The sequence below is a fragment of the Azohydromonas aeria genome, assembly GCF_009760915.1.
GTDB classification, from domain to species: Bacteria; Pseudomonadota; Gammaproteobacteria; order Burkholderiales; family Burkholderiaceae_C; genus Azohydromonas; species Azohydromonas aeria.
Map to the genome: position 1 here is coordinate 1 of NZ_VIDQ01000137.1, position 11,227 is coordinate 11,227.

General features: G+C 65.6%; 14 protein-coding genes and 3 pseudogenes. 8 read left to right on the forward strand and 9 right to left on the reverse strand.

Annotated elements, in window-relative coordinates; genetic code table 11:
- Nucleotides 1–1,463: phosphate acyltransferase (locus FJ694_RS35010; RefSeq protein WP_259373196.1), on the forward strand; the 1,463-nt coding region annotated here is incomplete at its 5' end.
- A 117-nt stretch (nucleotides 1,464–1,580) separates the two neighbouring features.
- Here the strand turns inward: FJ694_RS35010 and FJ694_RS35015 are convergent.
- The 4 genes from FJ694_RS35015 to FJ694_RS35030 all read right to left on the reverse strand — a co-directional run bounded on the left by FJ694_RS35015 (nucleotide 1,581) and on the right by FJ694_RS35030 (nucleotide 2,952).
- Nucleotides 1,581–1,775, reverse strand: a complete 195-nt coding sequence (locus FJ694_RS35015) for a hypothetical protein (protein WP_157272144.1) — start codon at nucleotides 1,773–1,775, stop codon at nucleotides 1,581–1,583.
- A 77-nt stretch (nucleotides 1,776–1,852) separates the two neighbouring features.
- Nucleotides 1,853–2,098 carry a hypothetical protein gene (locus FJ694_RS35020; RefSeq protein ID WP_157272145.1) on the reverse strand — a complete coding sequence of 82 codons (246 nt, stop codon included), beginning with the start codon at nucleotides 2,096–2,098 and terminating at the stop codon, nucleotides 1,853–1,855.
- Between the two features lie 75 nt (nucleotides 2,099–2,173).
- Nucleotides 2,174–2,533, reverse strand: a complete 360-nt coding sequence (locus FJ694_RS35025; RefSeq protein WP_157272146.1) for a hypothetical protein — start codon at nucleotides 2,531–2,533, stop codon at nucleotides 2,174–2,176.
- 137 nt (nucleotides 2,534–2,670) lie between these two features.
- Nucleotides 2,671–2,952 carry a tyrosine-type recombinase/integrase gene (locus FJ694_RS35030; protein ID WP_157272147.1) on the reverse strand — a complete coding sequence of 94 codons (282 nt, stop codon included), beginning with the start codon at nucleotides 2,950–2,952 and terminating at the stop codon, nucleotides 2,671–2,673.
- Between the two features lie 250 nt (nucleotides 2,953–3,202).
- Here FJ694_RS35030 and FJ694_RS35035 point away from each other — a divergent pair, with 250 nt between their 5' ends.
- On the forward strand, nucleotides 3,203–3,643 hold the full coding sequence (locus tag FJ694_RS35035; RefSeq protein WP_157272148.1) for a hypothetical protein: 441 nt from the start codon (nucleotides 3,203–3,205) through the stop codon (nucleotides 3,641–3,643).
- A gap of 323 nt (nucleotides 3,644–3,966) precedes the next feature.
- On the forward strand, nucleotides 3,967–5,790 hold the full coding sequence (locus tag FJ694_RS35040) for a S8 family serine peptidase (protein ID WP_157272149.1): 1,824 nt from the start codon (nucleotides 3,967–3,969) through the stop codon (nucleotides 5,788–5,790).
- A gap of 61 nt (nucleotides 5,791–5,851) precedes the next feature.
- Here FJ694_RS35040 and FJ694_RS35045 read toward each other — a convergent pair whose 3' ends face one another.
- Nucleotides 5,852–6,757 (reverse strand): choice-of-anchor N protein, encoded by a 906-nt coding sequence (locus FJ694_RS35045; RefSeq protein ID WP_198321169.1) that lies wholly within the window; start codon nucleotides 6,755–6,757, stop codon nucleotides 5,852–5,854.
- Nucleotides 6,758–7,119: 362 nt separating this feature from the next.
- Nucleotides 7,120–7,443: a hypothetical protein gene (locus FJ694_RS35050; RefSeq protein WP_157272150.1), complete on the reverse strand. Its 324-nt coding sequence runs from the start codon at nucleotides 7,441–7,443 to the stop codon at nucleotides 7,120–7,122.
- 367 nt (nucleotides 7,444–7,810) lie between these two features.
- On the opposite strand from FJ694_RS35050, the gene FJ694_RS35055 reads away from it, so the two are divergent.
- The gene (locus FJ694_RS35055) at nucleotides 7,811–8,023 is read left to right on the forward strand and encodes a hypothetical protein (RefSeq protein WP_157272151.1); all 213 of its coding nucleotides are present in this window, start codon (nucleotides 7,811–7,813) and stop codon (nucleotides 8,021–8,023) included.
- Between the two features lie 30 nt (nucleotides 8,024–8,053).
- Nucleotides 8,054–8,335, forward strand: a pseudogene (locus FJ694_RS35060) (alpha/beta fold hydrolase); the annotation flags it as partial.
- A gap of 53 nt (nucleotides 8,336–8,388) precedes the next feature.
- Here FJ694_RS35060 and FJ694_RS35065 read toward each other — a convergent pair.
- A pseudogene (locus FJ694_RS35065) lies at nucleotides 8,389–8,511 on the reverse strand (transposase domain-containing protein); the annotation flags it as partial.
- A 382-nt stretch (nucleotides 8,512–8,893) separates the two neighbouring features.
- On the opposite strand from FJ694_RS35065, the pseudogene FJ694_RS35070 reads away from it, so the two are divergent.
- The 3 genes and pseudogenes from FJ694_RS35070 to FJ694_RS35080 all read left to right on the forward strand — a co-directional run.
- Nucleotides 8,894–9,013: pseudogene (locus FJ694_RS35070) on the forward strand (transposase domain-containing protein); the annotation flags it as partial.
- A gap of 5 nt (nucleotides 9,014–9,018) precedes the next feature.
- Nucleotides 9,019–9,519 carry a hypothetical protein gene (locus tag FJ694_RS35075; protein ID WP_157272152.1) on the forward strand — a complete coding sequence of 167 codons (501 nt, stop codon included), beginning with the start codon at nucleotides 9,019–9,021 and terminating at the stop codon, nucleotides 9,517–9,519.
- A gap of 338 nt (nucleotides 9,520–9,857) precedes the next feature.
- Complete coding sequence (locus tag FJ694_RS35080; protein WP_232540365.1) at nucleotides 9,858–10,322, forward strand: GAF domain-containing protein; 465 nt, start codon at nucleotides 9,858–9,860, stop codon at nucleotides 10,320–10,322.
- Nucleotides 10,323–10,353: 31 nt separating this feature from the next.
- Here the strand turns inward: FJ694_RS35080 and FJ694_RS35085 are convergent, their stop codons facing one another.
- Complete coding sequence (locus FJ694_RS35085) at nucleotides 10,354–10,524, reverse strand: hypothetical protein (protein ID WP_157272154.1); 171 nt, start codon at nucleotides 10,522–10,524, stop codon at nucleotides 10,354–10,356.
- Nucleotides 10,525–10,573: 49 nt separating this feature from the next.
- Nucleotides 10,574–11,032, reverse strand: a complete 459-nt coding sequence (locus FJ694_RS35090; protein WP_157272155.1) for a response regulator — start codon at nucleotides 11,030–11,032, stop codon at nucleotides 10,574–10,576.
- Between the last annotated feature and the right edge of the window lie 195 nt (nucleotides 11,033–11,227).

Genomic DNA, 11,227 nt, shown 5'->3' on the forward strand with positions numbered 1-11,227 from the left:
TCATCCTGGCGCTGGCCAACCCGGAGCCCGAGATCCGCCCGGAGCTGGCCAAGGCGGTGCGCCCGGACTGCATCATCGCCACGGGCCGCTCGGACTATCCGAACCAGGTCAACAACGTCCTGTGCTTCCCCTACATCTTCCGCGGCGCTCTCGACTGCGGCGCCACGCGCATCACCGAGGAGATGAAGCTGGCCTGCGTGCGCGAGATCGCGGCGCTGGCCAAGGCCGAGATCAGCGACGAGGTCGCGGCGGCCTATGCCGGTCAGGAGCTCAAGTTCGGTCCCGAGTACCTGATCCCGAAGCCCTTCGACGCGCGGCTGATCCTGCGCATCGCCCCGGCCGTGGCCAAGGCGGCCGAGGAGAGCGGCGTGGCGCTGCGCCCGATCGCCGACCTCGACGCCTACCGGCAGTCGCTGTCGCGCTTCGTCTACCAGACCGGCATGGTCATGCGTCCGGTGTTCGCCGCGGCCAAGGCCCGGCCCGCGCGCGTGGCCTACGCCCAGGGCGAGGACGAGCGCGTGCTGCGCGCGGTGCAGGTCGTCATCGACGAGGGTCTGGCCCGGCCGATCCTGGTCGGGCGCCCGGCCGTGATCCAGATGCGCATCGAGCGCGAGGGCCTGCGCCTGCGCCCGGGCGTGGACTTCGAGGTGGTGGACCCCGAGGACGACCCGCGCTACCGCGCCTACTGGGAGGAGTACTACCGGCTCATGGCCCGCGAGGGCGTCACGCCCGACATGGCCAAGGCCGCAGTGCGCCGCTCCAACACGCTCATCTGCGCGCTGATGGTCAGGCGCGGCGAGGCCGACGCCATGCTCACGGGCATCGTGGGCAAGTTCGACCAGCACCTGGAGCACGTGCGCACCGTCATCGGCCAGGCGCCGGGGGCGCAGGTGATGGCGGCGATGAACGCGGTGCTGCTCGACGACCGCACGCTCTTCATCACCGACACCTTCGTCAACGAGGAGCCCGGCGCCGAGGAGCTGGCCGAGATCGCGCGCATGGCGGCCGAGGAGGTGCGCCGCTTCGGGCTGCCGCCGAAGGTGGCGTTCCTGTCGCACTCGATGTTCGGCAGCTCGAACCGGCCTTCGGCCAGGCGCATGCGCGCGGCGGCCGAGCGCTTCAAGCAGCTCGCCCCGGACGTGGAGTGCGACGGCGAGATGCACGGCGACGCGGCGCTGTCGCAGGAGCTGCGCGAGCGGCTGCTGCCCGAGCAGGGCACGCTCACCGGCGAGGCCAACCTGCTGGTGCTGCCCAACATCGACGCGGCCAACATCCTCTTCAACGTGCTGAAGATGACCGGCGGCCACGGCGTGACGGTGGGCCCGGTGCTGCTGGGTGCGGCCAAGCCCGCGCACATCCTCACGCCCTCGGCCACGGTGCGGCGCATCATCAACATGACGGCGCTGGCGGTTTCAGAAGCAGCCGTATCGCCCGAACAGCGTGCTTCGCGCCGTTGCTTTTGACATGGTCGTGCACGCTGCCATCTGTGCGCAGGAGATCAGCACTGTTCGGGGCCCGTGGTGTTTTGGGGAAGGATAGATTACTCCTGCCGGACCGCTCCTTGGTTGCAGCCGGGGATGTCAAGCGGAAGTTACATGGGAGTCGAAAACACTTTCGCATTGGGATCTGGCTGTTGATAAGGCTGGCCGATGGCAGTTATCAACCCGCGTCACAGTGAAGCTGCCGCCGACGAGTTCCTGCATGTTGATGCGGCCGACGGGCATGTTCGTGCCGAAGCCATAGCGGCCTGGCCGGTCGGGGAGGCGGATGGTCATGGAGCGTGCTTCGCTAGGGTGGGCTGCTGGTGGAGTTGTAGCCCTGCTGCGACTGGCAACAGCGGGCCGCCTCAACATCAACCATCAGGAAGAAACAGCCCATGACTTGTATCCGCCCGGTGCGAAACCTTGTCATACGCCGTGTTCTGGGCCAGCAGCCGCGCCAGTTCCGCGCGCGCTCGCAAAAGCTCGCCCCGCATCCTGTCCAGCACGGCCTTTTCCTCTACTGTGTCGTAGCCCAGGTGCTCCAACTCCTCAATCCAGCTTGCCTGCGCTTTCAACCGGCGTTCGGCCTCGATGACATGCCGGTCCACTTTTTCCAAAGATGTTTCATGTACGAGCATCCTGGGCGACCCTTGTTTTTGTTCGCCGGTTCAAGATTGCGGCGCACAAGGATGCTATCCGGGCTTTTCTTGGATGGAGGGCGCTATTAGCGCCAGTCCGCTGGGAGTCAGGCAGCGGCCGGGCTGCAATACCGCTTTACCGTCGCCACTGGCATCCCGAAGTGAGCGGCCGTCTTGGCGATGCTGGCGCCGCGGGCCTGCCGCCATGCCTTCACAGCCGCAGAATCGGCCGCTCGGGGCCTTCCAACGGTCGTCTTGCCCCCGATGGGTGCGGCCGGTGGCAGCGAGGGCCGCACGGGCCGTCGCCCGGTCTGCTGTCGTGCGCTCCACGATGCGCTGCCGCTCCATGTCGGCGACCTGGGCCAGCACGGCGAGGATGAGCTCACCCACGGCAACCGCGATCTTGCCGAGCACGTGTGCCGCGCGTCAATCAAGGTGAGAGCCTCTCATTCAGATCGTCGCGCCACACCCGTGGACTTCCACCGCCCCGGCGCAGTAAGCGGCGGCGTTCGGGTTGCCGCAGGCCGCGCCACGGCCTCGAGGTCGGTGCTCTACAGTATCCCAGCGCCGGCGTGGTCCTTGAAGAGCTCGGCGCTGCGCACGTAGCTGCGCACGGTGTTGAGGCTGCGGTGGCGGCTGACCTCCGCCAGCTTCAAGACGACGGCCCCGGCCTCGGCGGCACTGGTAAGGAACCCGACGCGCAGCGAGTGCCTGGAGAAATCCTCGGCCTTGAAGCCCGTGCGCTCGGCGTAGTCCTTGACGAGGCTGGCCACCGCGCGGTCGGACAGCGTCTCGTTGCCCACGCGACCGCCCTTGCGCACACGGCGCAGCACCGGCCCTGTGCTGATGGCCGCAGCCTGCAGCCAAGCCTGCACCGCCGCGACGCGACAGTGCGCCTGGCCGCGCGCGATGCGATGACTTGGCCAGCGCCATCCTGGTCGGTCTTGGAGCGGTGAATCGTGACCTTCGCCGGGGAAAGTAGCGCAGTGGTACGGCCACGGCGCTCGCAGCGTGTACATCGCTTCGGGATGGGCCGTGTGGTACCACCCGGGCATGCCAGTACTGCCACTGCGCTGGGTGCTCATGCGCGATCCGCTGGGACACTTCGATGCCCAAGCGCTGCTGTGCACCCGCCAGGAAAGGCCCCCGCAGCAGGTCGTGCAGTACTTCGTGCGGTGCTGGCAAGTGGAAGTCACCTTCGAGGAGGCTCGCCGCCACCTGGGCATGGAGACCCAACGTCAATGGTCAGATCTGACCATCGCGCGCACGACACCGGTGCTGTTGGGCTTGTTCTCGCTGGTAACACTGCTGGCCAACGCGCTGGTAACTCAGGGCCGACTGCCCATTCGTCAAGCAGCTTGGTACGTCAAGGCCGTGCTCACCTTCAGCGACGCGCTGGCTGCGGTGCGCTCCCACTGGTGGGACGCCATCGGTTTATCAATAACGCTATGCGAGCGCAACAGCGTCAAAGTCTCTCGTCACGCTTTGTGCTGTCTACACGAGGCGGCTTGCTGTGCCGCCTGATGGCCAAAGCCGAAATCACGCCGGGCCTTTTTAAGGCTGGTGAAGCGGGCGAGCCACCCGCCGTATCAACGTGTATTACAAAATAACAATTTATGACAAATATGCATACGGCCGGTGTCGATGAGTCCAGGGCGTACGGCTGAGTTTCGACGAGGCCGCAACGTTTGCATCCTGAGGGCACAAGCCGGGATGGACAGCAACGGTTCTTATCGGATGCGCGCACAACCATGACGGGCGCGTGACGCAACGCTAAGGCAGTCGGCGTTGCGGGAGCCTGCCCGTCCGGTCCCCTTGCGTGGTGCCCGACCTTTTTGGGGACCACCATGAAACAAGAAACTCGACCCGTATTTCCCGGCCGCCTGGCATCCACCGTCGCGGCCTTTCGCGTACCTTGTTCGCTGCAGGCGGCGCTGTTCGTAGCCATGGCGGGCGTCGCGGGCGCCCAGGCCGTGCAGGCCGCCCCGGCCGCGCCGGAGCAGGCGCCCAACCGCGTCATGCTGATGCCGCGCGCGGGATTGCCCGAGGCCGAGCTCGCCAGGATGCTCAAGCCGCATGGCGGCAGCCTTCGCAAGGTCGGGCAGAGCAGCCTCTACATCGTCGAGCTGCCGGCGCAGGCCTCGGCGCAAGCGGTCGCGGCCCAACTCGCGCACCACCCCCACCTGAAGTTCGCCGAGGCCGACCGCGCCGTCCCGGCCGACCTGGCCAGCAACGATCCGTACATGGGCAGCGCCTGGCACCTGGTGAAGATCGGCGCGCCGGCGGCCTGGGACAGTTCCCAGGGCAACGGCATCACGGTGGCCGTGCTCGACACCGGCGTGGATGGCAGCCACCCGGACCTGGCCGCACGCATGGTGGCCGGCTGGAACTTTTACGACAACAACAGCAACAGCGCTGACGTTTACGGCCACGGGACCAAGGTGGCCGGCGCCGTGGCCGCCACCACCAACAATGCCTTGGGCGTTGCCGGCGTGGCGGGCCAGGCGCGCATCATGCCGCTGCGCATCTCCAATGCATCGGGTACCGGCTACTGGAGCATGGTGGCGCAAGGGCTGATCTGGGCCGCGGACCGGGGCGCGCGCTTGGCCAACGTGAGCTACGAGGTCGCCGGCAGCTCGAGCGTGCTCAACGCCGCTCAGTACATGAAGGGCAAGGGCGGCCTGGTCTTCGTGAGCGCCGGCAACACCGGCGCCGCCGCGGCCACGGCGCCCAGCACGGCGCTGATCCCGGTCGGCGCCACCGACGCCAACGATGCGCGCGCCAGCTTCTCGACCTACGGCAACTTCGTCGCGCTGGCCGCGCCCGGCGTGTCGGTCTACACCACGACCAATGGCGGGGGCTACGGCGCGGTGTCAGGTACCTCCTTCTCCAGTCCCGTGGCCGCGGGCGTGGCCGCGCTGATGATGGCGGCGCGCCCGGCGCTCACCGGCGCACAGGTCGAGTCGCTGCTCTACAAGTCGGCGCTGGACCTGGGCACCGCCGGCCGGGACCCATACTTCGGTTGGGGCCGCGTCAATGCGCCCGCGGCCGTACAGGCCGCGCTCACGGCCGCGACAGCGGACACGCAGCCGCCCACGGCCGCCATTGCCGCCCCGCTGGCCGGCGCCACCGTCTCGGGCCTGGTGGCCGTGAACGTGAATGCCGCAGACAACGTCGGCGTCACGCGGGTCGAGCTGCGCGTCAACGGCAACACCGTGGCCGTGGACACGGCGGCGCCGTTCGGCTTCATCTGGGATTCGGCCGGAACGGCCAACGGCGGCGCCACGCTCTCCGTCGCGGCCTTCGACGCCGCCGGCAACAGCGTTGTTTCCAGCGGCGTGGGCGTGTACGTGTCCAACGCCAGCGCCACGGCGCTGGCCGCGGCTGCTGCGGACACGACCGCTCCGGCGCTCTCGATCGTCAGCCCGGTTGCAGGTGACGTCGCGGGCACCGTGGCCGTCGGCACCGAGGCCTCGGACGACAGCGGCGCGGCCGGCATCCGGCAGTCGCTCTACATCGACGGCGAGCTCAAGGCGTCAGGACCCGGGGCCAACCTGGCGTTCAGCTGGAACACGCGCAAGAGCACGGCGGGCCTGCACGTGCTGACGGTCGTGGCCAGCGACGCGGCCGGCAACCAGGTCAGCCGCTCGGTCCAGGTCCGCACCAACTGAAGCCGCGGCCTGGAGCCTGCTGCCCGGTGGCGCGCCGGCCCGCAGGCCTGGCGCCCCGGTGCTAGGCCTGTGAGCGGCGCCGGGTCCAGCCGATGCCGAACAGCCCCAGGCCAACCAACGCTAGTGACATGGGTTCCGGGATCTCGTTGGGAGGACCACTGCCGTTGTCCGCCTTCCACGTGACGTCATGCGAGCCGGGGTTATTGTCAAGGGATGACCTCAGCCGGGTGCCGCCGGGTCCCGACCCCGACGTGACCAGCGCCATGACGTCGAAGTGGATCCAGTCGAAGCCGCTGGTGGCGAAATTCAACGTCTTGATCTCTCCGGCGGCTTTTGTGCCGGTCGGGTCCGCAAAGTCGGGCACCGTGTTGGCTGTCTTGGTGAAGTCGCCGATGTCGAAGAACAGGTACTGGACCCCCGGCGCCTGCAACGGCGCGTGGTTGTTCGGGAAATACAGCGTCGTCGTGGTCAGGAACGGCGTGAGCGAGCCAAAACTCAGCGACCCGGTGGTGTCGGACGTGGTCGCCATCAACACCGCCCGGTGGGTGTTGAAAATGGACGGCAGGCCAAACGACGAGTAATTCAGCCCGGTCCCCAGGGCCCCGGAATATTGGCCGCCGACCAGCAGGTCGTTGGGGCCGTAAACACCGCCCACGGCCAGGGTGAATCCGTCAGTGATGGCCGTATCCGTTTCATTCGGATCCGACGTACTCGGCAGGTACGGAAGATACCCGCCAAAGCCATCGGGAACGCCGACCTGCAACACGGGCACGGCATTCGCGGCCGACGTGGCCAAAACCAGAACGGCAGCACTGAGCGCATGCCGCAGCGGAAAGCCGCTGGACAAGTTTTTCATGAAATTCCCCCAGTAAGAAAAGGCCAGGAAAAGGCCAGCATCAGCCCCGCCGCCAAACTGGCAACGATGCAGTGCTCGGTGATGGACTGCCCGGGCGTTATTGCCAAGCAAGCCTGTTTTTCCTTACTGGAAGAAAGTCTAAGTGGGGGCCCTTGTTCAAGTGTGGGACTTAAGAAAGCAATCGAAACTGCGGCGATTTTCAGGCAACCAATTGTTTATTAACGTCGGATACAAGCGATGGATCTGTATTCAAGTGCATCACGCCTCTGATTTCCTGATTCGGCGTGTTATATGTGTTGCGTACCAGTGAGTCCCATGTTAGGGTCTGCCCCGGAGCATCGCCCGGCGGTCCCTGCATAGACCCGAGGACCACGAGAGGAGTCCCGGCCCCTCTCCGGCTGGCCCCTTCCAGACCACCGTAGTATTGCGACATGGCGTAAACCCCATAGCCCAGAAATGAACCTGGGAAATGGTCAGGGTCTGGCGGTGTGGGGTTGCTGCAACACAGCCGGAAGGAGTTCGACGGTAGTGCCGCTGAGATGCGCATCGATGTCAGGAACCCAAGCCGGTAGGGTCGGCTGGGCGTCGCGCACGTCGCAAGATTTCTCGACAGTGTGGATCGAGTAGACGACCTTGACATGCTCCATGTCGAAGCCACGGTCGCGTGGCAAAGCCAGCCGGCACAATGAAATGACGGCCGCGGCGATGATGGCCCAGCATATTGCCGTGGGCAGGTAGTAAACAATAAAGACTGCCGGACCAAGCGCATGCAGAAGGGCACGAAAGTGCTTTTTCATTGGGCGTCCTCCTTGTCGGTTCGCTGCCCTTTCGACCTAGTACGGCAGCCCGGCGGAATACGATGCGCCCAGCAGTCCGTCTTGCCTAGATCCGATACATCCATTGTTTCATTTGCATTGAGGTAAACGGATGTGAGGGGAGCGAAACGATTGTCCGGGAACGGCGGGATTTTTGCCAACAGTGCCCATGCGGTACTTCACGCGTCGTGGAACAGTTCAGAATTGACGGGATAACGGCTACACGCCCCTGCGCGGTCTGGCAAACAAGCTCGGTATTCGGCCAGCGTTTCAGTAGCCTATTCATGGGCAATCTCACCGATCGGAACATGCTGCACTGCGCCAAGGCCGGCGAGGAAGGATGGCTCCGATGCTTTTGCACGAAGCGCCCATGGACCGGGCGCGACGCCTCATCATTGAAGCCGAGCGCCGTATCGATGCGCAGCGGGCTTGGATTGCAGAGTTGACGCGCATGGGCTACGACACGGCCCTCGAAGCGGCCGGGACGGCCGCCTTGCACGCCGAGTTGCGACGGGCCCGCGCGGAGCTGGCTCGTCTACAAGCCAACATCGTCGATCCCTGACACGGTGGCTGCAACCGACCAAGCCGGGCAGGGCCGCAGTGCTACATCAACGACGGCGACTACGTCGGCGGCTTCACCCGTGCCGACATCGAGAGCCTGCTCGACACGATGGAGGCCAACTACCTGGGCTGGTCCAGCACCATGGCACCCACCATCATGGGCGCACCCAATCAGCCCGCCCTTGGCCAAGAGCTCACCAACAGCTTCTGCCGCACCGACCCCGACATTGCCAGGCACTTCGCCCGCGTGACGTTCCTCTCGGACCACCGGGCCCAGCTGCCGCTGCTCACCACGCCCACGCTGATCCTGCGTAAGCGGCTGGGGAAGTCAGGTCAGCGCCGAGGCGGCACTGATGGCCGCCGATCTCAGCTGGCCGGTTTCCAGCGATGCGGCAGCAGCGTGTCGATCTCGCTGGCGCGCTGTGTCGGCAGCCGCGTGAGCACGTCCTTGAAGTACGCGTAGGGGTCGTGTCCGTTCAACTTCGCCGACTATGCCGACCGCCGGCCTATGCCGAGCAGCCTCGCTTCGTCCCGGATTCACCGGGGGCAGCATACGATCCAGTCGGCATAGTTTGTTCACCGTGCCTCAAGAAAGTCGATTGCTGACCACATTGAGGGAGCGCCAAGTTCCGGTCCTAGCGGGTTCGATCTCAACGAGGCGCACCGAATACGCGCGATAAGAAGCCTGTGGATACCGCTTTTCAGGCGCCGGAACAGCCGGCTCCTGCTCAAATAGTCTTCCGTAGTCGCCATCGTGGTCTCTGTTGTTGAGGACGGAGGCACGATGAACTATGCCGAACCGATCACATGCAGACTGTGGAGATTCGAAGGGGAAACAAGGCCGCTCGGCATAGTTCGGCGGTCGGCATGGTCGGCACGGCTCAATGGGCTGGACCCGTGGGCCTACCTGCGCGACGTGCTCTCGCGCATCCACTCGCACCCGAGCCACCGGCTCGATGAACTGCTGCCGCACCGTTGGCGCTCAGGCTGAGAACGATGGGCGTGATCACGCAGTCGGTGATGGTCCAGGCCGACATCGACGTCAGGCGCATGGGCCCAGCACAGAAGGTCAGCCTGGCCGACGAGATCTTCGCCAAGCAGCCCAACATGCTCGCCTCGATCCTGGTGCTGCCTCGCATGGGGGTCGGCATGGTGCAGCTGGAGGTGCCACTGCACATCCTGCTGGTCACGTTCCAGGCGATGAAGCTCAGCGGCCGCCAATGGCCGGTGGTCACCGAAGACGTGCAGGAGACGTGCATGCAACGCCTGACGGCGCGCGCACGCTTCAACGAGGGCTTGCCGGGCGAGCTGGCGACCCAGGTGGTCCAGCAGTTCTGCAACGAGCATCCGGAGCGCTACCTGCTCGCCTTCGTCTACGGCTACCTTGGCGACCACGACCTGCTGGCCGTGCGCACCGACGCAGAGAAATTCCTGCTGCTAGCCGCCCTCAACCTCGTGGAGTGCGCCGCCTTCGTGGGATCCGCGACTGCATCTTGATGATCACGGGCGCGAGCCCTGTTCAAGATGGCACGGCTGGACGCTCACCCTTCAGCGTCAAGCTGCCGTTTCGACTGGCGTGACTCGATAGGGTACAGCTGGCAGCGTCGCGAAAAGGCGACCCGGACAGGTTTGCCTTTCGCGCAGTACAGCACATGATTTCCCCGGGGATACCGGGATCAACAGAAGCAGTGCAGCCGCCCAGCGGGCACATGAGGTGCTGCCTATGTTCAAGACCACATACGTTCTCGGCCGCAAAGGCCGAGGCGCTTGCTGTGCAGCAGCCTCCTATACCTTCCAACGAGCAAAAGCGTCTGGAAGCACTGCGCCGGCTGCGCATGCTCGACACCGCCGCCGAGCCGCGTCTGGACGAACTGGTCCACTACGCTGCCAAGGAACTCGACATGCCCATCGCGCTGGTGTCGCTGGTGGATGCCGAGAGGCAGTGGTTCAAGGCTCGCGTGGGACTTGAGCACGCCGAACTGCCTCGGAACGTGTCGTTTTGCGGCCATGCCATCTGCGGCGACGAGCTGTTCATCGTGGAGGACACGCTGCAGGACGAGCGTTTTGCTGCCAACCCCCTGGTGACCGATCTGCTCAAGATGCGGTTCTACGCTGGCGTGCCGCTCAAGAGCCCGGATGGGCACCGGGTGGGTACGCTGTGCGTGATCGACGATCGACCACGCAAGTTGAGTGAGCAACAACGTGAGCTGCTGCTCGCCCTGGCAGCCGTGGCGGCCTGGGAGCTGGCCCGCGTGCACTGGATGCCACCGTCCCCGGCTGAAACCGGCAAAATCCCATGATCAACTGACAGCACCGCCGCCTGGCGCTGGTTCAAAACCGGTTGCGTCTCGCCTGCCTGCCCAGATGCGCGCCGATGCCCACCACTGCGGCCGCTACCAGGCCGGCGCTGGCCAGCGCTACCAGCCAGGGCTCTGGTGCGGCGGCAGATACGCCGGCGCCAATATAGGCCAGCAGCAACACGGTGATGATGAATGTGGCCATTGGAGTTTTGTTCTCTTCAACACACCAGGCCAGGATACCCGCCATCCTTTCAGCAGCCTGATGCCTCGACCAATGCCTCGCCGCTGGCACCTGCACCTTGCAGTCCTTGCAGGATGCCGCCCAGCAGTGACAGGTTCACCGGCTTGCTGAGGTGGCCGTTCATGCCGGCCTCCAGGCATTGCGCGACCTGATGGGGAAGAACCCGTGCCGTCACGGCCCAGACGGGCGTGCGGCCGGCGGCCCCATCGAACTGCCGGATGCGCCGCGTGGCTTCCAGCCCGTCAACGTCGGGCATGCACAGGTCCATGAGCACCAAGTCCACACCGCCAGCCGCCACCCGAGCGACAGCCGCGGCGCCGCCATCGGACTGTTCCGCCACATGCCCCTGCTGCTCGACAAAGAGATGCAGCAGCTCGCGGTCGACCTGCATGTCGTCCACCACCAAAACGCGCAGCACGCGTTGAACTGCAGGAGCCGTCCCTGCGCCTTGGGCAACTACAACCGGCATGGGCAGACTTCGAGAACCGGCATCAAGCTTTGCTGCGGCAATCGACGGCACACACCTTTTCGTTGCGGCCCAGGATCTTCTTCGTCGCCAGATCGGCCAGCAGCTTGTGCGCGCCGCACCTGAAGCAGGACATCGTCTTGTTGGAGAAGCTGGCCTGTCCCGGCTTGTTGAACACCGAGCCGGCAGCCTTGGCGC